The organism is Nitrosococcus halophilus Nc 4 (assembly GCF_000024725.1).
GTDB classification, from domain to species: domain Bacteria; phylum Pseudomonadota; class Gammaproteobacteria; order Nitrosococcales; family Nitrosococcaceae; genus Nitrosococcus; species Nitrosococcus halophilus.
The window spans coordinates 3,607,479-3,627,721 of sequence record NC_013960.1 but is presented as its reverse complement, the minus strand read 5'-3'; the positions used below and the strand labels follow the sequence as shown (position 1 = coordinate 3,627,721).

Sequence of the window (20,243 nt, the reverse complement as noted above, 5' to 3'; positions counted from 1 at the left end):
TCTCGGCGTACGGGGCTGAGACAGGCGTGCTTGTGCCGGGCATAGGCCCCGGCAATTAGCTCATCAGGAGAGGATGGATGCCGGGACTCGCCTACCAAGAGCAGAAAGACGAACTGGTCGATGGACTTAAGGTTCCTCCCCATTCCATTGAGGCCGAGCAATCGGTATTAGGCGGATTATTATTAGATAATCAGGCCTGGGATCAGATCGCTGATATTCTTAGCGTGGAGGATTTCTATCGCCAGGACCACCGCCTCTTATTCCACTCTATGGGTGAGTTGATTGAACGCTCACAACCCTGTGATGTGGTGACCCTCTCCGAATGGTTAAAGGACAAGCAAGTATTGGAGGAAGTGGGCGGCTTAGCCTATCTCACGAGTTTAGCCCGCAATACGCCGACGGCGGCCAACATCAAGGCCTATGGGGAGGTGGTCCGGGAGCGTTCGGTATTGCGCCAGCTTATCCGGGTGGGCACTGATATTGCCGGTAATGCCTATCAGCCGGGGGGGCGGAATAGTGGGGAGCTGCTCGACGAAGCCGAAAAGCGGGTATTCGAAATTGCCGAACAAGGTGCCCGCGGCCGGCAAGGTTTCGTCAACATAAAGAACCTGCTAGGTAAGGTGGTGGATCGGATCGACCACCTGTTCGAACAGGATAGTCCGATTACTGGGCTTCCCTCGGGCTTTACGGATTTTGATGCCCTAACTTCTGGTCTCCAGCCGGCGGATTTAATTATTGCCGCCGGCAGGCCCTCCATGGGTAAGACTACCTTCGCCATGAATATTGCGGAACATGTGGCCATTAAGCATCGGGTGCCCGTGGCCGTGTTTAGCATGGAAATGCCTGGCGAACAATTGGCCATGCGGATGATGTCTTCTTTAGGGTATATTGATCAGCACCGGATACGGACGGGCCGCCTAGAAGACGATGATTGGCCGCGCTTGACCTCGGCGGTTAGTTTGCTGACCGAGGCGCCGCTTTTTATCGACGATACCCCGGCCCTTTCCCCTACTGAGCTACGGGCGCGGGCACGGCGGTTGATGCGGGAACAGGATGGCCTTGGCCTGATCCTCATTGATTACTTACAGCTGATGCAGGTGCCCGGTCACCGGGAGAATCGGGCCACTGAGATCTCCGAGATTTCACGTAATCTCAAGGCCGTGGCCAAGGAACTCAATGTCCCGGTGTTAGCCATCTCTCAGCTTAACCGCAGCCTGGAACAACGGCCTAACAAACGGCCAGTGATGTCGGATTTGCGGGAATCCGGTGCCATCGAGCAAGATGCCGACCTTATCGTGTTTATCTATCGCGATGAGGTCTATAATGAGGATAGCCCTGATCGGGGAACGGCTGAGATTATCATTGGTAAGCAACGTAATGGTCCTATTGGAACCGTGCGTCTCACCTTCCGCGGCCAGTATACCCGCTTTGAAAATTATGTTCAGGACGTCTACGGCGCAGGGGGCGGGACCGCTTAGGCGGTGTAGACAAAACTGATTAGCGAGCTATATATCTCGTCTTGCAGCTTCCTTGAATTTTCCTCAGGCTATTATTGACCTTAGCGCCCTACGCCATAATCTGCAACGGGTCCGGGAGTTGGTTCCCCGCAGCCGAGTCATGGCTGTGGTGAAAGCGGATGGTTACGGTCATGGGCTAAAAAGGATAGCCCAAGTGCTGGCAGAAGCCCATGCTTTTGCGGTGGCACGGCTAGGGGAAGCCTTGGTGCTGCGCCAAGCAGGATACCGAGGCGATATTGTTTTACTAGAAGGCATTGCCGATAAAGAAGAATTACAGCTTGCCGCTGCCTACCACTTGACCCTAGTGGTTCACGAAGCCACCCAATTGGACTTGTTATGGCAAGCTCCGGTGAACGCACCGCTTTCAGTTTGGCTTAAAGTAGATACCGGCATGCATCGTCTAGGTTTTCCACCAGAACGGGTGGCTGAAGCGGTGACCAGCTTACGCCGCTGTCCAGCGGTTGCTGCCGTCGTTGGCTTGATGAGTCACCTGGCCAATGCGGATCAGGCTGAGGATTCACTCACTGCTATCCAATTGGAGACTTTTGAAAGGATAACGGTGCCGGGATTGTGGCGCAGTATGGCCAATTCAGCAGCCGTTATTGCTTGTCCTCAAGCCCATTTTGACTGGGTGCGCCCAGGGCTTATGCTCTATGGAGTCTCGCCTTTTGCCCACTGTACGGGTGCTGCCGTAGGGCTCAAACCCGTCATGACCCTCAAGACCCGCCTTATCGCTATCCATCATCTCCATCCGGGCGATAGCATTGGTTATGGCGCCACCTGGGTTTGTCCCGAGGCGATGGCTGTCGGCGTAGCGGCCATAGGCTATGGCGATGGTTATCCCCGTCATGCCGCGCCGGGAACGCCGCTGCTGGTAAATGGTCGGCCCGTACCCCTGGTGGGGCGAGTCTCTATGGATATGGTAACCCTTGATCTGCGCAGCCAGCCGGAGGCGAAAGTCGGTGATCCGGTGATTGTTTGGGGCGCTGGTTTGCCAGTAGAGGAGATCGCCTGCCATGCCGCCACTATTCCCTATGAGTTGCTGTGCCAAGTCACCGCCCGGGTGCCACGAATTAGGGAGTAAGAAGGTGGGAAAGTCCAAAACTGTTTATCAGTGCAATCAATGTGGTGCCGAGACGATTCGTTGGGCCGGCCAATGCCCCGGCTGCGGCGCCTGGAATAGTCTGGAGGAGCAACTAAGAGCCCAATTACCGAAGCGGACTGGGCGCTATGCCCATTATGCTGGTGCGCTGAGTACGGTGCAGCCCTTGGCGGAGGTTCAGGTCGAGGGTGAGGTGCGCCTGTCGACGGGCCTATCCGAGTTGGATCGGGTCTTGGGGGGAGGGTTAGTGGCTGGCTCAGTGGTGCTCATTGGCGGAGATCCCGGGATTGGCAAATCCACTTTGTTATTACAGGCTTTAGCGAAATTGGGGACTATCCAAGAGGGTCGGGTGCTGTATTTAACCGGGGAGGAATCCCTGGCCCAAATCAGCCTCAGGGCCCAGCGCTTGGGATTGGGAACCGCGCCGGTACGTTTGCTGGCGGATACTCTAGTGGAGCGGGTCCTGGCCGTTGTCCAGCAAGAGCGGCCCGAGGTAATGGTGGTCGACTCTATTCAGACTTTATATACGGAGCAGTTACAATCAGCACCGGGAACGGTGACTCAAGTGCGGGAAAGCGCCGGACAATTGCTGCGTTTTGCTAAGCAAAGCGGGACTGCAGTAATCCTAGTGGGCCATGTGACCAAGGAAGGGGCGTTGGCGGGACCTCGAGTCCTGGAGCATATGGTCGATACGGTGCTTTACTTCGAGGGCGATGGGGGAGAACGGCTTCGGGTGCTGCGGGCGGCAAAGAATCGCTTCGGCGCGGCTAACGAGCTGGGAGTTTTCGCCATGACCGAGCGGGGGCTGCGGGGCGTGACCAATCCCTCAGCCATCTTTCTCTCCCGGGGGAAGGAAGCGGTTCCCGGGAGCGCCGTCACCGTGATCCGGGAAGGCAGCCGTCCTTTGCTGGTGGAAGTCCAGGCCTTAGTGGATGACAGCCATCTTGCCAACCCCCGCCGGGTCACGGTGGGTTTGGAGCCCAATCGCTTAGCTATGTTGCTGGCCATTCTGCACCGCCATGGGGCGGTTATGCCAGGAGCCCAGGATGTGTTTGTCAATGTGGTAGGGGGAGTGCGAGTCCACGAAACGGGCGCTGATCTGGCGGTCCTGGCCGCTATTGTTTCCAGCTTGCGGGATAGGCCTCTAGGCCAGGAGTTGGTATTGTTCGGAGAAGTGGGCTTGACCGGGGAAATCCGCCCCGTGCCCGGGGGGGAAGAACGTTTGGCCGCTGCTGCCAAGCATGGTTTTAAAAAGGCCATTCTGCCCCAGGGAAATACCCCGAGACGGTCGGTTGAGAATATCACCATTGTTCCGGTAAGCCGTCTAGCTGAGGTGTTGGAGGCGCTTCGGGAGTGAGTTTTCCTCAGTCAGAGTCTTGGTTGCTGGCAAACTGTACGGTAGGCATCACCAGCTTCGGCAGGTTCATCCTTACACTCTGGCTGGTTAGATACTCGCGCCAATAGGGCCAGATATGGAAGCTCGCATTCTTCATAGCGAACTGATTTAGCGCCTCGGGACCAGGATCATCCAGCATCAAGTATTCAGCGACCATGGTGCCTTCAATGTAGGCCTTGACCTCAAGAGCCTTATCGCCGTTTTTCCTTTCACCGGATATAATCCAGCGGGTCCCCAACTCTACGAATACTCTAAACAGGTTAATGGTACGGTTGCCTTCGTCCAGCTCTAATACGCTTGAGCGGGTAACAACGTGCTTGAACTGTACCTCCAGTTTGTCCAGATCAGAGTCGTATTTTGGCTCAAACGCATCCTCCAGGGAGGCGCGGGAAGAGTGCAAATAGACATCGCGTATCTTAAGACAATCGATAGCCTTCTGTAAGGCTTTATTCATCCTTTAGCCCCAACTTGCTTTGAGACTTTCCAATTCGTCGCTGCGGACAAGACGTAGATGGGATGGACGTGTCGTTTTCTTTGTTTTTTGCACTGATGATACGGTGCGCCAGGAAGACAAGTCTTCCCCTTGATTTCCAGCGGCAAAGCCGGAGAAATAACTCAGCACGTTGACCAGATGTTGGTTAAGACTCACTCCCTCAGATTCCGCCGTCTCGGCCAGCACACGATGAAGGCTGCGAGGTAAACGCAGGGTTACCCGGCCACTGAAATCATCCGTTGGAACAGTGGCAGCGGGAAAGGTACGTCCCTTTTCCGCAAAGGCTGCGGCTGCCGTCTCAATGCTGTCCACTACCAAGTCATAGGCTTCTTGGTAGCTCTCGCCGTACTCTACTAGATCCGGTAGTTCTTTTACCCGTGCTTCAAACAACACCTCTCCGTCGAAGTTATCGCGACGGATGCTAATGTTGTAGGCATGTGGATCGATGCTCATCTGATTTCTCCTAAGTACTGAATCAATTCAGCTTTGTATTGTTTCAGCAGTTTGATAACCTTCTTGATGTAGACGGGTTTAATTTCTGGATTGCTGCCGTGTCCGCAAGTGTAGGCGCCGGAAGAAAAGATGGCGATGCCATGATGGACGAAAATCTTATGCCCCTGTTTTTTACCATCGCGCACCTCAAAGCCGAGCCTTTCCAGACATTGAGCCATCTCTCGGCAGCGTATAGACGAAGGAGATGACTCCAGGCGATCAATTATCTCCTGGAGTATTGTCTCCCCTTCCATTAGACACTATATATAGGGTCATTGTCGACCATTTTCAAGAAAACTTTCATTGATATCACCTCTATAAGTTTCTGTAGGGCCTGTATTGATAAAGGGCAAACCTGATTCTTATCCCCATGATATTTCGTTATTTTCTCCATGCCAAGCTATCAATGCCCTAAGAGACAGTAAAAATATTTACTATTTCTTATAATTCCTCCCAGACGAGCTCGATTTCGGCATAATTGGCGATAGATTTGATGATGGTATTCGGTGGTGGGGGTATTTTTGCGCGGGGCTTCCTTGAGACTGGCAGCAGCAGCTATGCTAAAGTTTGACCATCTACCAGAGCGTTGGGGCTGGATAAATAATAATTAATCTTAACTTGGAGCGATAAATAGCATGCTTTGGGTCAAGGCCTTTCATATTATTTTTGTGGTGACATGGTTTGCCGGCTTGTTTTATTTGCCACGGTTATTTGTCTACCATGCTCAATGCAAGGATAAGCCGGGGCGGGAGCGTTTTAAAATCATGGAGCGCAAGCTTTATCGTGGCATTATGCATCCAAGCGCTATTTTAGCCGTGGGGTTCGGGGTGTGGTTGCTTTATTTAATGCCCTCTTGGTTGAGCGCAGGGTGGCTCCATGTCAAACTTTCCCTAGTTCTGGTTTTGATTGTCTATCATCTCTATTGTGGCCGGTTATTGGTTGCCTTTCGGGAGGAGCGCAATCGCCACAGCCATGTTTATTATCGCTGGTTCAATGAATTCCCGGTTTTAATCTTAATTGGAGCAGTGATCCTAGTAGTGGTGAAGCCCTTTTGATGGTAACGCTTGCTTCATTCTTATAGCGTAGAAAAAAACTAAGTCGAGTGGGGGGGCATGGAAATTCGTCTCTGGGAGATCGCCCGTTTTTTGGGTTGTGTCATTGAGGGCGATGGGGAAACCCTCATCCGGGGGGTCGCACCCCTAGATCAGGCGCAAGCAGATGATTTGAGCTTTTATACTAACCGCAAATATATCTCTCGAGCCCGGTTATCAAAAGCAGCCGCTTTTGTAGTGGGTGCTGATGATCGGGAACAGTTTCCGGGGCATCCCCTGCTCATTTCAGATAATCCCTACCGTGATTTCGCTAGGGTCGTGGATAAATGGTTCAATCGGCCCTATCGCCCGGCACCCGGTGTGCATCCCACGGCTATTGTGGGGGAGGGGGTGCAAATAGCAGAGGGATGTAGTATTGGCGCCTACTGTGTGATCGAAAACGGCGCCACTATCAAAGCTCATACCGTCTTGTTTCCTTTTTGCTATGTGGGGGCTAAGGCTACGCTGGGGGAACATTGCTTGCTCTACCCCCGGGTGACCTTGCTGGAGCGGGTGAGTATTGGTCATCGGGTGATTCTTCACTCCGGGGTGATTATCGGTGGCGATGGCTTTGGGTTCGCGCCTGATCCCCAGCAAGGCTATTTCAAGGTGCCGCAAGTGGGGCGGGTAGAAATTGCCGATGATGTAGAGGTGCAATGCAATACGGCCATTGACCGGGGGGCGCTAGGTGCCACCAGAATCGGCCGGGGCACCAAAATTGATAATCTGGTTCAAATTGGCCATAACGTAGAGATCGGCGAGCATAGCATTATCGTCAGTCAGGTGGGTATTTCCGGGAGCACCAAAATCGGTAACTGGGTGACCTTGGCGGGCCAGGTGGGCCTTGTGGGTCATATTCAAGTGGGTGATGGGGCTATTGTGACCGCCCAGTCGGGGGTGGCCAAAGACGTGCCGCCTAAGGCCATCGTGACTGGCAGTCCCGCCCAACCGATGATTGAAAACCGCCGAGCATTGGCGGAGATGAACCGGCTTTCGAGTTTACGAAAGAAGGTCCATGAGCTGGAACAGCGGCTTAAGGCGCTGGAGCAAGAGAAAAACGAATAGCGCGGTCCCTAGAGACAATTTGTGGCCAAAGTTGAGGCTAACGGGCTTTTATCAGGCGATAGACACGACCCCGGTTGATGCTGGCCGCCGCCCGTTCCGAGCCACCCAGAATATACAAATGGGGACCGGTGCTGATGGCCGGCATCCCGTGCAAGGCTACAGGCAAGCTAGGGCCTTGTTGCCATTTTCCCGATAGATTTTCCAAACTCTCTGAATTGGCCAGGGTGTCCCGTCCGGTCATGATAACCTCGCCGCCAAAGACCATGATTTTTCCCTGATGAACTGCGGCTCCATGGCCGCCCCGTGCTGTATTCAAGGGAGGACCCTCATGCCAAGTATTGGTTACGGGATCATAGATTTCCACCGAGCGTAGTTCACCGGCTACCTGGTAACGTCCGGCAATAACGACGATTTTGCCTTCAAATACAACACTACGGGTGTGTTCCCGGCGCTCCTGCATCCCCTTGAGGAAGGTCCAGGAGTCTTGCTTCGGATCATAGCGGAGCAGCTTGTTGCTGGGACCTTTGCCGCCGACGACATAGATAAAATCTCCCATTGAGACCGCATCCCCAGCATAGCGGGGTTCAGGCATGGGGGTTAAGGTTTGCCATTGAGAGGTGTGGGAATCGTAAACCCAGGCGGTCGCTGTGGGGGACCAATCCCGATCGCCGCCCCCAAAAATATAGATTTTCCCTTGATGAGCGGTCACCATGAGGTGGTGGCGAGGTGCGGGCAGCGGCGCTAGTTGCTCCCAGGTATTGGTAGTGACATTATAGGCTTCAAACTGGCGCTGTCCCCCTAACCCTCCGGGCACGTAGATTTTGCTGTCGAGATAGGCTGCCGACATTTCCGAGCGATGGGTGGGCATGGGGGAGAGTTGTTGCCATTGCTCCGGTGCAGAGTATGCTAGGAATGAGAGGCTCAACAGTAGCCCGCCCAAGTGGCTTTTTTTAAGTCTCATTTGCTGCTTTCCTTTGAGCTGTTGCGATTATTCAGAAAGTTTAGCAGTCGCGGGAAAGAGGGAAAGAGATTTAAGGTACGCAACGAAGAGGGTAACTAAAAGGGGCAGAGATAATGGCAGTTAAACAACTCCGAAAAATTTATCAGCTTAAAGTGACGCTGGAAGGGAGTAAGCCGCCAATATGGAGAAGGATACTCGTTCCAAGCACAATGACTTTGCCGAAATTTCATGATGTTTTGCAAATAACTCGGTATTGCCGTTAGCCATATATTCTCCCAGAATTTGAGGGTAACATTTCAGTTTAAACTTTTACCAAAGGATTAAGCCATGGGTATCGAAGTAGGCGGCCTTTTTGGCTTACTGTTATTGGTTGCGGACGTTTGGGCGATTTTGAATATTTTTCAAAGTCGTAGTTCTACGGGGGGAAAAGCCGTATGGATTGTATTGGTGCTGGTGCTGCCATTACTGGGTTTTATCCTTTGGTTCTTGTTGGGGCCACGGTCCTCCTCTTAGCCGTTGCGCCCAGCGAGACTCAAAGGCTCTCCAGTCAAGGGCGTGCAACTTAATCGGTGGGTTGATCTGGGGCAATTAGTGGGGCTTAGGCTGCCCTAAGAACGCTTAGTGAGACGGTGGATGAGGGGCGCGTGCACCGCTTCAAGGGAGAACCGTAGGCAGGCAATGGCTACTGCTACTAGTGTAAATGTCACGAGCACAGCAAGATCGGCCACCAGGGTAAAGTCGGGTCCAAAGGGGTGGGGGGCATTCCTTTGAAGGGCGTGTTTTAGTAAATCGACTCCATAGCTAAAGGGATTGACGGTGGCGACAGCCCGTAGCACAGGGGGGAGGGGAGCCACTGGATAGAGGGCGCCACTAAGGAAAAAGACCGGAAAAATGACAAAGTTCATGATGACCGCGAAATTATCCAAGGCCTTGGCAAAGACGGCAATGAGTACCCCCAGGGCGGCGCAGGCAAGCGCCGTTAAGGCCATGGCAGCAAAGAGAGCCAAGAGCGCGGCACTGAGATTGAGATATCCCACCAATAGCAAAAGGGTAATGAGCAATGCCCCCTGCACCAGGCTAGCTAAGGTCCCGGCGATTAACTTGCCGATAATGATTTGGTAGTGGGGAAAAGGGGCGATCATCAGCATCCGCATGATCCCGAGCTCCTTGTCGTAGACCAGGGTCAGGGAAGCCATCAAGGAGCCAAAGAGCAGGGTCATGGCAATGATGCCAGGGGCCAAGAATTCCCTATAGCCGCTATCCCCTTGCTCGCCTAGCATGCTTCCTATCCCGGAGCCAATGACCAGTAACCAAATCAAGGGACGGACCATGGCCGATAGCAAACGGCCCCGTTGACGAAACAATTTGGCCATCTCGCGACCGATAAGCGCCTTCAGGGGACGCCAACCCATGGTCAGTCTCCCACTCCATCATTTAAGGTCCAAAGGAAAACATCATTCAAGTTAGGGCGTCGCCAGCGCATGGCGCTCACGGTATTGCCCAGCTCCTCTTGAAGACTGGCAAAGGAGAATTGGGGATCGGTCACTCGAAAACTTAAGGATCCAGGCTCCCATAACGCCGAACCCAGTCTACCCTTAAGGCGGTTTTCCACTGTATCCATCTCTTCAGCTTCTAACTCGAGGATATAATCTCCCAGCTTGGCTGTAAGCTGTTTTGGGATGCCGCCAGAGATCAGGCGGCCCTGTTTGAGAAAGTCAACTCGGTCGCAGGCCTCGGCTTCTTCCAGGTAATGGGTGGTGAGGAATACTGTCATGCCCTCCCGACGCAGTTGCTCGATGAAACGCCAAATGGCGCGACGGTTAGGAATATCCAGGCCCAGCGTGGGTTCATCCAAGAAAAGAATTTGAGGACGGTGCAGTACCCCCCGGGCGATATCAAGGGCCCGCCGCATACCGCCGGAGAGGGTGGTGAGCCGTTGCTGGCGCTTATTTTGGAGGTTGAATAGCATCAGCAATTCATCAATGCGCTGGTTGGCTAAGGGCGGGGGAAGGTTGTAGAGGGCGGCGGCAAAGCGAAGATTTTCTGCCACCGTCATGGTGGGATCTAAGGCCGATTCTTGGAAGACGAGACCAATGGCTTGGCGTACCGCCACGGATTGGGTCGTCACCTCAAAACCGGCCACCCTGGCCTGGCCGGTGGTCGGCCGGGCCAGGGTGGTCAGCATATGGATGGTGGTGGTCTTACCGGAGCCATTGGGGCCTAGCAGGCCGTAGAATTGGCCTTGGGGGATGTTAAGGTGAAGATCCTGGACGGCTTGCAAGGCGCCATAGTGTTTGCTCAGTCCCTGGGCTTGGATGGCAATGGCAATCCCCTTGTTGCTCTCAGGGATGGCCATTAGGTACAGAATTTTTTGGAATTCTGTGGATTACGGAATACCCAGGGGCGGGTCTCGCTGGCTTGCCGGTTGGCGGTAGCAATGGCGTCCGTCACAATCTGATGGTGAGGCGAAAGGCTACAGACAGGATCGGTATTGCGGGGATTGCCCGTCAGCAAATAGGCTTGACAACGGCATCCCCCAAAATCCTTGAAACGCTCAGGACAGCTCCGGCAAGGTTCCTTCATCCACCCTTGGCCCCGAAACAGATTAAAGTCCGGCGACTCCCGCCAAATCCATTCAATGCTATGGTCTTTCACATTAGGCAAGGTCAGCCCGGGGAGTTGGCGGGCCGCATGGCAGGGAAGGGCGGTCCCATCCGGGGCGATGGTGAGGAAAATATTCCCCCAGCCGTTCATGCAGGCCTTGGGCCGGTTTTCGTAATAATCCGGCACCACATAGTAAATCTTCATCTTTCCTTTCATGCGGGCCTGGTATTGATGGGCAAGGGTTTCGGCCCGAGCCAATTGTTTCCGATTCGGGAGCAGGGAGTCCCGGTTGTGCCAGGCCCAGCCGTAATATTGGGTCGTGGCCAATTCTACATAGTCCGCTTGAAGCTCAATGGCAAGCTCCAGAATTTGCTCCATCTGGTCAATATTGTAACGGTGGATGACAAAGCAGAGCACCATAGGATAGCCGTGCTTTTTCACGGCCCGGGCCATGGCCAGTTTATGCTGAAAGACATTGGCGCCGGCAAGCTGATTATTGAGGTCTTCGGAGGACGCTTGGAAGCTGATCTGGATATGGTCGAGTTGAGCGGCCTTAAAGGCGGCAACCCGGTCTTCATCCATGCCCACAGCGGAGGTGATCAGGTTGGTGTAGTAGCCCAGTTTACGTGCTTCAGCGATCAATACCTCTAAATCACGACGTAGCAGGGGTTCGCCACCAGAAAAACCCAGCTGAGTGGCCCCCATGGCCCGGGCCTCGCGAAACACTCGCAGCCAGTCCTCGGTGGTGAGTTCATGCCTGTGATCGGCAAAATCCAAGGGGTTGGAACAGTAAGGACATTGCAGGGGGCAAGCATAGCTGAGTTCCGCTAACAGCCACAGGGGTTGCGTCCTTTCATTTCCGGTGAGGTCATTAGCCTTGTGGGTAGAGCCAACCGTTTCCATGAGCGACCTCTAAAAATTCGTGCACATCACCTTCTAGGTCCACATCCGGGTATTGTTGCTGCAAGGCGGCAATAATTGCCCTGACGGTTTGCGTTCCATCGCAATGTTTGAGTATTTCGGCGGCGCTGGGGTTCAGTTTCACCATGCCTTCTGGATAGAGCAGGACATAGCAGTTTTGCGCCTCTTCCCATTGGAAGCGGTGGCTAGGAGCGAGGGTGGGAATGCTGTCATCGTGCATGGGCCGGGTTAGACCTCCATGTGATAGGGGGGACGGTTTTCAATATACGCCATCCACATGGCATCCAGCATAGTCCACAGCACATCCAACTTGAACTGCAAGATTCCTAAGGCCCGTTCCTGTTGGGCGCGATTTTGGAAGTAATCCAAGGTAATCTCTAGGCCATGTTGCACATCCCGCCGGGCTTCGTTAAGGCGTTTGCGAAAATAATGGTAGCCTTCCGCTTTAATCCAAGGGTAATAGCGGGGCCAATTATCTAGGCGCTGCTGATGAAGCGAAGGCGCAAACAATTCCGTCAGGGAAGAGCAAGCCGCTTCCTGCCAGGTGGCACGGCGGGCAAAGTTGACATAGGCGTCAATGGCAAAACGCACTCCCGGCAAGACATGTTGCTGGGATTCCAGTTCTTCCCGTGCCAATCCCACGGCTTCGCCTAGCTGAAACCAGGCCTCGATACCCCCCACGTCTTCTCCATAACCATCATGGTCTAGGATCCGCTGCACCCAATGTCGCCGCACTGATCGTCGGGGGCAGTTGGCCAGGATGGCAGCATCCTTGATGGGGATGCTGGTTTGGTAGTAGAAACGGTTGGCGACCCAGCCTTGGACCTGTTGTTGGTTCAACTCGCCCCTGTTCATTAGGACGTGGAAAGGATGATGGAGGTGGTAGAAACGCTCTTTCTCCCGCAGCTTTTGCTCGAATTCTTCGCGGCTCCAGGGTTTTTGTTCCGCCATATTCCTCTCCTTGCAACTAGAGGGTAATGTTCATGCCATCAAAGGCCACTTCAATCCCTGCCGCCTCTAGTTGGGCCCGCTCCGGCGATTCTTCGTCCAGGATGGGATTGGTGTTGTTGATATGAATGAGGATTTTTCGGGGGTTAGTGAGGGGAGCCATGGTGCTCATCATGCCCCCTGGCCCCGATTGAGGAAGATGGCCCATTTCGGCGGCGCGTTTCTGGCTAATTCCTGCTTGTTCCATTTCATCCTCGGCCCAGAAGGTCCCATCGACAAGCAGACAGTCGGCTTCTGCCATCAAGGAAAGGACATGGTTTTCAATCTGTCCCAAACCTGGCGCGTAAAATAAGCGTTTTTGGGTGGTCAAATCCTCCATCAGCACGCCGATGGTGTCCCCTACATGATAATTATGGCGATGGGGGGAATAGGGCGGGGCCTCGCTGCGTAGAGGGACCGGCACTAAGCGCAGCCCTTCCACTTGAAAAGCCTCGCCGGGCGCATCTTCCCGGGGCAGCCGAATCGGGTGCCAATTCACCGTGCAGTAATGATCCAGCACTTTAAATAGGGGATTACCGGTAGTGAGGTCCTGGTAGACGGGTTCAGTGCAGTACACTTCCAAGGGTTGGTGATGTTCCCGCAGCATCAGCAGTCCAGTGGTATGGTCGATTTGGCTGTCAATGAGCACAATGCTGCGGATACCCGTATCCCGGAGTCCTCGACCCGGTTGGATAGCAGGAAAATTCTGGAGTTGTTTGAGAATATCCGGAGAGGTGTTGAAAAGCACCCAATCGGTACCATTGGTGCTGGCTGCAACCGAGGACTGGGATCGCGCTTGCCCTTTGAACTCGCCCTTACGCAGGCGGCTGCAATTGTGGCAGTTGCAATTCCACTGGGGGAAGCCCCCGCCCGCACCTGAACCTAGGACATGGATTAACATCGCTTTGCTCGCCATGGGGAGTCAAAAGTCTCGCCCGGACTTGGGTCCGGGCGAGACTTGACCGGGGTTTTAATTACCGATGGCAAATGTACATGGTGACTTCGAAGCCAAAGCGCAGATCATAGTAAGCAGGTTTTGTCCACATACCCAAACTCCTTTGATTGAGTTGTTAACTGGCGTTGGTTATCTGCCACTAAAGTGCAAGATAATTGCTGAGGCAAAATTTGCGATGGCATTAAGTAAGCATTCTAAATCATATTCCGGAGGAAGTTCACTAAGTATAAATCCGGATTTTTCCTACCACCCCCTAGCGGGTAGGGGGTGAGTGGTCTAAATATTGCGCCCTCGGACCGGAAAAATCTTTGCCTTAGGAATCTTCCTCGGCATTGATCTCCATTTGCAGCTGCCGCAGACGGGCTTCGATCTTGGAACGTTCGTAGAAATCGTTACTCGCTGCTTTGCTGGCTAGCTGTAATTGTTTAATCGCCATATCAGTCTGCCCATTGTAATAGTGGTACTCCGCCAACCAACGGTGGGCCTCTGCACGGTTGCCGGCATCCCCTTCCGCTTGGGCCATTAAGTGGTAGATTTGTCCCGTGCCTACGCCTGATTGAATCTGACGCCTTAATAAATCCCGGGCGGTCTGGGGACGGTGGCCCTGCAACAAGGCATTGGCATAGTTGACGACGACGGCATAGTCGTTGGGATATAGCGCTTGGGCTTCCTTATAGACTTTAAAAGCGGTTTCAAAACGACCAGCGGCTGCTTCCACTCGAGCGAGGGCGAGCCGGTAGGCGAGATTGTCACCGTCTTTTTTAAGCAACTGTAAAATTTGCCGTCGCGCTTCGCTCGAGTCTCCAGTGGCGACTAGCGCTAGGGCATAGCCATAGCGGGTGGCCGCTTCATTCCGGTAGCGGCCATTCTCCAGGGCCTCTTTAAACTGGCGCACCGTTTGTTCATGATTATCACTAGCCAGAACTTGGAGTTTAGCCCGTACCAGATGAAACTGGAGATGATCCTTTACAGGATGGGGATTGAGGGTTTCGGCACGGCCCATGGCATCCGCAATACGGTTGCTGGTCACCGGGTGGGTGCTGAGAAATTCCGGCGGCCGGGTTCCGTAGTAACGGCTGACCTGGTGGAGGCGCTCGAAGAAAGCGGGCATGGCAAAAGGGTCGAAGCCGGCCCGTACCAGGGTTTGCATTCCTACCCGGTCGGCTTCCTTTTCATTGGAACGGGTAAAATTGATTTGGAGTTGAGCAGCACCGGCCTGGGCGGCGGCTAGCCCAGCAAGACCGGCATCAGGGCTCTGGGTGCCCAGAATGATAGCAGCCACTATCGCGGCGGTCATGGGTAGGCTCAAGCGGCGGCGTTGCTCAAAGGCACGGGCCAAGTGGCGCTGGGTGATATGGGCAATTTCATGGGCCAGTACCGCCGCTAGTTCGCTTTCTGTTTGGGAATTTTCAATCAGTCCGGAATGGATTCCAATATACCCTCCGGGGGCGGCGAAGGCATTGATAGTCGGATCCTGAATGACAAAGAAAGTGAATCCTTGCCCTGGGTTATCGCTATTCGCAACCAGCCGATACCCTAATGATTGGACATAAGTCGCTACCTCTGGATCTTCAATAATCGTTACCGAATTACGCAGGCGGCGCATAAAAGCCTGCCCAATGCTGCGTTCTTGTTCTGGTGATAGGGCGACTCCTGAATGATCACCGATTTCCGGTAGTTCAATTTCATCGGCCTTGAGGGTTGGAACCGTCAATAAAATGACGGCCCATAATACTGTGCTCAGCAATTGCACTGGTAATTTCCGCATCCCTGATAATGTCAATATTAAATCATAGACTCAGCGTAACCGGCCCGGTTCAGCTCACCCCTCCATCTCTCTTTTATCCTAGTGCTATTAGTTTATAATTTAGCCTTTTTTTAACCAAAAAAACGGGTTGCTATCCATTATTCCAGAGTCAAACCACTATGTCTGATTACGATGCCGAGCTCAATGCTATTGGTTTACCCTGTCCTTTGCCCGTGTTGCGGATTCGTAAAGCGCTAGAAACTCTGGAAGGTGGACAAACCCTTTATGTGGTGGCTACGGATCCAGGCTCTTTAAAAGATGTGGAGGCCTTTGCCCGCATTACCGAGAACGAGCTTTTGGAAGCCCGTGAGGAAGAAGGCCAGTACCATTTCGTGATCCGTAAGCGGATAAGCAGTAGATAAATGACATTAATTTGAATGTCCTTTGTTGCGCCGCCTGAAAAAAGCCCTTACTCTTAGGCACCCTACAGTTATTTAAGGTGAGGAGTCGATGAACCTGGAGCAAGCTCGCTTCAATATGGTGGAACAGCAGGTCCGGCCTTGGGAGGTGCTCGATCAGCGAGTATTGGATCGGCTTGCTGCCGTACCTCGGGAAGATTTTGTTCCACCAGTATATAGGAACCTGGCTTACGCTGATATTCAAATACCCATCGGGCAGGGGCAGGTGATGTTGCCGCCCAAAATTGAGGGTCGTTTGCTGCAGGCATTGGAGCTTAAAGAACAGGATTCGGTCCTGGAAATAGGGACAGGAACCGGCTACCTGACAGCGGTCATGGCAGGTCTGGCCGGACACGTGACTAGCGTTGATATTTTTCCTGAATTGCAGCGCCTGGCTGAGTGGCAGCTCAAGAATATTTCTTTGCAGGTGGGGGATGCATCCCGAGGTTGGGCTCAGGGTGGACCTTTTGATGCCATTGCCGTGACGGGCTCTCTCCCCAGTGAGCCCCATGCTTTTCTGGAAGCACTCAAATTGGGGGGGCGTTTGTTTGTGGTTTTGGGCCAGGCGCCGGTGATGGAAGCGGTGTTGATCACCCGTGTGGGGGAGAAGGAGTGGTCCCGTGAGGGGTTGTTTGAAACGGTCATACCGCCGCTGCTTCACAGTGAGCCCAAGCCAAAATTCATTTTTTAGCTAAAGGAAGCCCCTAGCTCAGGAAATAGATCTCTTGTTTATTGAACCGAAATTCGTGTCCTTCATCAAAAAACGTCTCTTGCTGCTCCTCCTTGGTCTGGTGATCCCCTGGTCTGTCCAAGCATCCGATTTGCTGGAGGTCTATCGTTTGGCAAGGGCGAATGATCCCCAATTGCGGGCTCAAGTGGCGGCGGTGCAGGCCGCGTTGGAAGCTAAGCCCCAGGCCAGAGCCCTATTTTTACCGGTTGTGGATATTTCCTCCAACTATGATCGGACCTTCCAGACCATTGAGTTGCTTGAGCAACAGCCTTTTCCCGGCTTTGGGGGCACCCGGTCGTTTAATAACTGGGGTTATACTCTCAGTTTGACCCAGCCACTATACCGACGGGAAAATTTTGTCCGCCTCAAGCAGGCGGATGCCACCATCGCCCAAGCCCAGGCGGATTTGGTGGCCGAGGAACAAGCCCTGTTGGTTCGGGCGGCTGAGCGCTATTTCGATGTGCTCACCGCCCAGGCTGAACTAGAGTTTGCCCGGGCGGAAAAAGAAGCCATTGATAAGCAGCTGGAGCAGACTCGGCAGCGTTTCGAGGTGGGGCTGGATACTATTGTGGACGTTAATGAAGCCCAGGCCGCCTATGATCTTGCGGTTTCCCAGGAAATCGCTGCCGAAAATGCCCTTTCCAACGCCCATGAGCGGTTGCGGGAGGTGACGGGGCAATACTTTCGGGAACTGGAAGATTTGGAAAAGGATGCTCCTTTACTCCAGCCTGATCCTATGGACATCGACCAATGGGCCGAGACTGCGCTCCAGCAAAACCCCCAAATTGATGCTTCCGAGGCGGCGGTAGACAATGCCCGCCAAGAGATTGAGCGGGAGAAATCGGGGCATTACCCCACCCTAGATGTGGTGGGCACTAACTCCACCAATGTGACCGGAGGGGGGAGCTTTGGTGGCTTCCAAACCGATCAAAATGTGATTGGGTTGCAGTTTAATCTACCTCTTTTTCAGGGGGGCGCCGTGGTATCCCGCACCCGGGAGGCCAAACACCGGCTGGAGCAGTCCCTGGAGCAGTTGGAACAGGCCCGTCGGCAGGTTTTCCGCCAGACTCGTGAGGCTTATTTGGGCGTCATCTCCGAAGTCAGTCAGGTCAAGGCTTTGCAGCAGGCCATTGTTTCCAACGAGAGTTCTCTGGAGGCGACCGAAGCCGGCTTTGAGGTGGGGACCCGCACGACGGTGGATGTCCTCAACGTGCGGCGGGATTTGTTTCGCGCCCTCCGGGATCACTCTCGGTCCCGCTATGAGTATATCCTCAATACGCTGCGTCTGAAGCAAGGGGCTGGCATTATCACCCTAGAAGACTTGGAGCAAATTAACCAGTGGCTGCATTGAGGGTGGCCCCTTATAGATAAGCGCCCTAGCGGAAGTTTTGAGGGGTGAGTTTTTCTGGCTTCTTATCCCAGCCGGTTCACGCCTCTTTCGTGCTGTTGGCTCGTAAGGTATTGATGAGTTGTAGTATTTTGCTTGATGCTCCCTGGTTTTGGGCAATTACTTGCTGTCCCGCTTCGCCTGCTTTCGCACGGAGTTGGGGATTGCCAAGATAGTGCTGAACAGTCTGGGCCAGCTCCTGAATGGTTTCAACTTGAATGGCTGCGCCGGCTGCCAGTAACCGTTGGCTGATCTCATAAAAATTGAACATATGGGGCCCGAGAATAACGGGCCGTTTTAGGGCGGCCGGTTCCAAAGGGTTGTGTCCCCCCACAGGGACTAGGCTGCCACCGAGAAAAGCGACATCAGAGGCCGCGAAGAATAAGGGGAGCTCCCCCATAGTGTCACCGATGAAAATCTCCGTAGCTGGATCGCAAGCTCGTTGTTCACTGCGAAGTTGGGTAATAAAGCCTTGCCGTTGGCATAAGTGATGGACGCGACCGAATCGTTCGGGATGCCTTGGCACCAGAACCAGTAGGGCTGATGGGTAGGATTGTTGCACCTGTTTGAAGGCAGTTAGGATTTGTTCTTCTTCCCCTTCATGGGTGCTGGCGGCAATCCAAAGGGGGCGTGACTGACCCCATTGGCGCCTTAATAGGGCTCCCTGAGATTCCAGAGGGGAGGGGAGTTTGAGTTCAAACTTGAGATTACCGGTTACCTGGACTCGCTCAGGGGGCGCTCCGAGGGCAATAAAGCGTTCGGCATCGGCTTTTCCCTGGGCCGCAATAAAGGCGAGATCAGACAACATATCCTGGGAGAACGCTCCCAAGCGGGAATAGCCTCGCGCCGAACGTTCCGAAAGGCGGGCATTGGCGAGTATTACCGGGATCCTGCGGCGTTGGCACTGGCGCAAGAGGTTGGGCCAAAGCTCTGTTTCCAGAATCACCCCCAATTGGGGTTGAACCCGCTGGAGGAAGCGGGCAGTGGCGTCGGCTAAATCATAGGGCAGGTAGCAATGGGCCACTTGTTCTCCCAGGCTCTTTCGCACTTGGGCCGAGCCGGTGGGTGTCATGGTGGTCAACAACACTGTGTGGTGGGGGTAATGGTCCAGTAGAGCCCGTACCAAGGGTAAGCTCGCTTGGACCTCTCCCACCGACACGGCATGGACCCAAATAACTGCCTTCCCAGCTAGGGGAGGGGCAAAGCCGAAGCGCTCTCTCCAGCGGTGGAGATAGGCGGGAGCGCGGTAACCTCGCCATAGGAGGCGAATTACCACTAGCGGGGTGAATAAGTAAAACAAGAGGCTATAGAGGGCCCGCAAAATTGAAAGTGAAACTGGCACTAACAGGAAACCCGCTGGTTTGGAAATAGGCTAGCCTTGATTTTCCCTCAGCCAGTCCAGGTAAGTTTTCACCCCTTCCTCAACCGGGGCGAAAGGCGCAGTATAGCCTGCTTCCCGTAGGGCGCTGATATCCGCTTGGGTAAAACTTTGATAACGCCCCCGCAAATGGTCGGGGAATGGAATGTACTCAATTTCACCACGTCCATGAAAGGCAAGTACGGCGCGAGCCACTTCGTTGAAAGTTTGGGCCTGGCCTGTGCCCACATTAAAAATCCCTGAGCAATGGGGATGTTCCAGGAACCAGAGGCTGACCGCAGCCACATCAGCAACATAGATGAAATCCCGTCGTTGTTCGCCGTGCCCGTAGCCATCGCAGCCTTCAAACAGCTTGATGCGGCCGGTATCTTTAAGCTGGCAATGGGCATGGTAAGCGACACTGGCCATGGAGCCTTTGTGGGCTTCCCGGGGACCATAAACATTGAAGTAGCGAAAGCCAACGATTTGGCTGGGAGCCGTTGGTAAGCAACGCCGGACGTATTGGTCGAAGAGAAACTTAGAGTAACCATAGACATTGCGTGGAGCCTCAAATTTCCGGCGCTCGCGAAAGGTCGGGCCATGGCCATAAACTGCCGCGCTAGAGGCATAAAGGAAGGGGATGCGGCGTTCCAGGCAATAATGTAGCAGGCGCTTGGAATAGTGGTAGTTGTTCTCCATCATATAGCGCCCATTCCATTCCGTCGTGGAACTGCAAGCGCCCTGATGCACCATTGCCTCTGGTGGGTGTGGAAAACCCTTTTCAGCCTCTATGGCGTGTAGAAATTGCTCTTTATCCCAATAGTCCCAGATCTCACAGTCGGCCAGATTGATAAATTTTTCTCCCTGGGTTAGGTCATCAACCACCAAAATATCTTCGCGCCCGCGCTGATTTAGGGCCTTGATAATATTGCTGCCAATAAAGCCAGCGCCGCCAGTGACTATAATCAAGAACGAGCCTC

At 53.8% G+C, this 20,243-nt stretch carries 24 protein-coding genes; 10 read left to right on the top strand and 14 right to left on the bottom strand.

The annotated features are described in order from the left end of the window. The first annotated feature begins 77 nt into the window (after positions 1–77). The 3 genes from dnaB to radA are packed head-to-tail and all read left to right on the top strand — an operon-like array spanning position 78 to position 3,976. On the top strand, positions 78–1,478 hold the full coding sequence (gene dnaB, locus NHAL_RS17100) for a replicative DNA helicase (RefSeq protein ID WP_013034399.1): 1,401 nt from the start codon (positions 78–80) through the stop codon (positions 1,476–1,478). Between the two features lie 52 nt (positions 1,479–1,530). After that, complete coding sequence (gene alr, locus NHAL_RS17095; RefSeq protein ID WP_013034398.1) at positions 1,531–2,601, top strand: alanine racemase; 1,071 nt, start codon at positions 1,531–1,533, stop codon at positions 2,599–2,601. Positions 2,602–2,605: 4 nt separating this feature from the next. Then, positions 2,606–3,976, top strand: coding sequence for a DNA repair protein RadA (gene radA, locus NHAL_RS17090; RefSeq protein WP_013034397.1), 1,371 nt, complete (start codon positions 2,606–2,608; stop codon positions 3,974–3,976). 7 nt (positions 3,977–3,983) lie between these two features. Here radA and NHAL_RS17085 read toward each other — a convergent pair whose 3' ends face one another. The 3 genes from NHAL_RS17085 to NHAL_RS17075 are packed head-to-tail and all read right to left on the bottom strand — an operon-like array spanning position 3,984 to position 5,179. Beyond that, on the bottom strand, positions 3,984–4,469 hold the full coding sequence (locus NHAL_RS17085; protein WP_013034396.1) for a hypothetical protein: 486 nt from the start codon (positions 4,467–4,469) through the stop codon (positions 3,984–3,986). Between the two features lie 3 nt (positions 4,470–4,472). Further along, a complete protein-coding gene (locus tag NHAL_RS17080; protein ID WP_013034395.1) occupies positions 4,473–4,961 on the bottom strand; it encodes a type II toxin-antitoxin system HicB family antitoxin in 489 nt (162 codons plus the stop codon). Further along, positions 4,958–5,179, bottom strand: coding sequence for a type II toxin-antitoxin system HicA family toxin (locus NHAL_RS17075; RefSeq protein ID WP_238985385.1), 222 nt, complete (start codon positions 5,177–5,179; stop codon positions 4,958–4,960). Before NHAL_RS17075 ends, NHAL_RS17080 begins: the two co-directional genes overlap by 4 nt. 456 nt (positions 5,180–5,635) lie before the next feature. On the opposite strand from NHAL_RS17075, the gene hemJ reads away from it, so the two are divergent. Both hemJ and lpxD read left to right on the top strand, forming a co-directional pair. Continuing rightward, entirely contained in the window at positions 5,636–6,055 is a 420-nt protein-coding gene (gene hemJ / locus NHAL_RS17070) for a protoporphyrinogen oxidase HemJ (RefSeq protein ID WP_013034393.1), read from the top strand. Between the two features lie 57 nt (positions 6,056–6,112). Beyond that, the gene (lpxD, locus tag NHAL_RS17065) at positions 6,113–7,156 is read left to right on the top strand and encodes a UDP-3-O-(3-hydroxymyristoyl)glucosamine N-acyltransferase (RefSeq protein ID WP_013034392.1); all 1,044 of its coding nucleotides are present in this window, start codon (positions 6,113–6,115) and stop codon (positions 7,154–7,156) included. A 37-nt stretch (positions 7,157–7,193) separates the two neighbouring features. On the opposite strand, the gene NHAL_RS17060 is transcribed toward lpxD, so the two are convergent. Continuing rightward, complete coding sequence (locus tag NHAL_RS17060) at positions 7,194–8,117, bottom strand: Kelch repeat-containing protein (RefSeq protein ID WP_013034391.1); 924 nt, start codon at positions 8,115–8,117, stop codon at positions 7,194–7,196. Between the two features lie 113 nt (positions 8,118–8,230). On the opposite strand from NHAL_RS17060, the gene NHAL_RS22300 reads away from it, so the two are divergent. Both NHAL_RS22300 and NHAL_RS17055 read left to right on the top strand, forming a co-directional pair. After that, entirely contained in the window at positions 8,231–8,380 is a 150-nt protein-coding gene (locus tag NHAL_RS22300) for an IS1096 element passenger TnpR family protein (RefSeq protein WP_013034390.1), read from the top strand. A gap of 64 nt (positions 8,381–8,444) precedes the next feature. Further along, entirely contained in the window at positions 8,445–8,630 is a 186-nt protein-coding gene (locus NHAL_RS17055) for a PLDc N-terminal domain-containing protein (RefSeq protein WP_013034389.1), read from the top strand. 95 nt (positions 8,631–8,725) lie between these two features. On the opposite strand, the gene NHAL_RS17050 is transcribed toward NHAL_RS17055, so the two are convergent. From NHAL_RS17050 to NHAL_RS17020, 8 genes are all read right to left on the bottom strand, one after another. Next, a complete protein-coding gene (locus NHAL_RS17050) occupies positions 8,726–9,529 on the bottom strand; it encodes an ABC transporter permease (RefSeq protein ID WP_013034388.1) in 804 nt (267 codons plus the stop codon). A 2-nt stretch (positions 9,530–9,531) separates the two neighbouring features. Further along, the gene (locus NHAL_RS17045; protein ID WP_013034387.1) at positions 9,532–10,473 is read right to left on the bottom strand and encodes an ABC transporter ATP-binding protein; all 942 of its coding nucleotides are present in this window, start codon (positions 10,471–10,473) and stop codon (positions 9,532–9,534) included. Next, positions 10,473–11,624, bottom strand: a complete 1,152-nt coding sequence (pqqE, locus tag NHAL_RS17040; RefSeq protein ID WP_013034386.1) for a pyrroloquinoline quinone biosynthesis protein PqqE — start codon at positions 11,622–11,624, stop codon at positions 10,473–10,475. Before pqqE ends, NHAL_RS17045 begins: the two co-directional genes overlap by 1 nt. Continuing rightward, positions 11,593–11,862 carry a pyrroloquinoline quinone biosynthesis peptide chaperone PqqD gene (pqqD, locus tag NHAL_RS17035; RefSeq protein WP_013034385.1) on the bottom strand — a complete coding sequence of 90 codons (270 nt, stop codon included), beginning with the start codon at positions 11,860–11,862 and terminating at the stop codon, positions 11,593–11,595. Before pqqD ends, pqqE begins: the two co-directional genes overlap by 32 nt. Positions 11,863–11,870: 8 nt before the next feature. Beyond that, on the bottom strand, positions 11,871–12,593 hold the full coding sequence (gene pqqC, locus NHAL_RS17030; protein ID WP_013034384.1) for a pyrroloquinoline-quinone synthase PqqC: 723 nt from the start codon (positions 12,591–12,593) through the stop codon (positions 11,871–11,873). Positions 12,594–12,609: 16 nt separating this feature from the next. After that, positions 12,610–13,530, bottom strand: a complete 921-nt coding sequence (gene pqqB / locus NHAL_RS17025) for a pyrroloquinoline quinone biosynthesis protein PqqB (RefSeq protein WP_013034383.1) — start codon at positions 13,528–13,530, stop codon at positions 12,610–12,612. Positions 13,531–13,603: 73 nt separating this feature from the next. Beyond that, the gene (gene pqqA, locus NHAL_RS22295; RefSeq protein WP_013034382.1) at positions 13,604–13,675 is read right to left on the bottom strand and encodes a pyrroloquinoline quinone precursor peptide PqqA; all 72 of its coding nucleotides are present in this window, start codon (positions 13,673–13,675) and stop codon (positions 13,604–13,606) included. A 222-nt stretch (positions 13,676–13,897) separates the two neighbouring features. After that, complete coding sequence (locus NHAL_RS17020; RefSeq protein WP_013034381.1) at positions 13,898–15,352, bottom strand: beta-barrel assembly-enhancing protease; 1,455 nt, start codon at positions 15,350–15,352, stop codon at positions 13,898–13,900. A gap of 158 nt (positions 15,353–15,510) precedes the next feature. Here NHAL_RS17020 and NHAL_RS17015 point away from each other — a divergent pair, with 158 nt between their 5' ends. From NHAL_RS17015 to NHAL_RS17005, 3 genes are all read left to right on the top strand, one after another. After that, the gene (locus NHAL_RS17015) at positions 15,511–15,753 is read left to right on the top strand and encodes a sulfurtransferase TusA family protein (RefSeq protein ID WP_013034380.1); all 243 of its coding nucleotides are present in this window, start codon (positions 15,511–15,513) and stop codon (positions 15,751–15,753) included. 88 nt (positions 15,754–15,841) lie between these two features. After that, positions 15,842–16,480, top strand: coding sequence for a protein-L-isoaspartate O-methyltransferase family protein (locus NHAL_RS17010; RefSeq protein WP_013034379.1), 639 nt, complete (start codon positions 15,842–15,844; stop codon positions 16,478–16,480). A 34-nt stretch (positions 16,481–16,514) separates the two neighbouring features. Continuing rightward, on the top strand, positions 16,515–17,870 hold the full coding sequence (locus NHAL_RS17005; RefSeq protein ID WP_013034378.1) for a TolC family outer membrane protein: 1,356 nt from the start codon (positions 16,515–16,517) through the stop codon (positions 17,868–17,870). Between the two features lie 76 nt (positions 17,871–17,946). Here NHAL_RS17005 and waaA read toward each other — a convergent pair whose 3' ends face one another. Together waaA and rfaD are read right to left on the bottom strand one after the other, a co-directional pair. Continuing rightward, entirely contained in the window at positions 17,947–19,248 is a 1,302-nt protein-coding gene (gene waaA / locus NHAL_RS17000) for a lipid IV(A) 3-deoxy-D-manno-octulosonic acid transferase (protein ID WP_013034377.1), read from the bottom strand. A gap of 30 nt (positions 19,249–19,278) precedes the next feature. Beyond that, positions 19,279–20,232 (bottom strand): ADP-glyceromanno-heptose 6-epimerase, encoded by a 954-nt coding sequence (gene rfaD / locus NHAL_RS16995; RefSeq protein ID WP_013034376.1) that lies wholly within the window; start codon positions 20,230–20,232, stop codon positions 19,279–19,281. Between the last annotated feature and the right edge of the window lie 11 nt (positions 20,233–20,243).